We start from the raw sequence: 208 nt of genomic DNA on the forward strand, positions 1-208 counted from the left end.
AAAAATCAGGGTTCTTAATTACTACAGGCAACTATTTATTGAATAAGGAAATACCTGGAATAAGGACGCGCATTGAAATGGTTAATGCAATGTCTGAAGAAGAAGTAAAGGAACTTTACAGAGGTATCCTCAATTTTGGTGGTGTATCTCAGGGAGGCGGGGCAGGATTAGGGTTTGTAGACCTCGCTCGTAGGTCAGGCAATAAATT

The 208-nt window shown here is 40.4% G+C and carries 1 protein-coding gene; it reads left to right on the plus strand.

Going from position 1 to position 208, the window contains the following annotated elements; genetic code table 11:
* Positions 1-17: 17 nt before the first annotated feature.
* Positions 18-208: DUF6272 family protein (locus E1176_RS21420; protein ID WP_425482535.1), on the plus strand; the 191-nt coding region annotated here is incomplete at its 3' end.

Source organism: Fulvivirga aurantia, from assembly GCF_009711475.1.
Classification (GTDB): domain Bacteria; phylum Bacteroidota; class Bacteroidia; order Cytophagales; family Cyclobacteriaceae; genus Fulvivirga; species Fulvivirga aurantia.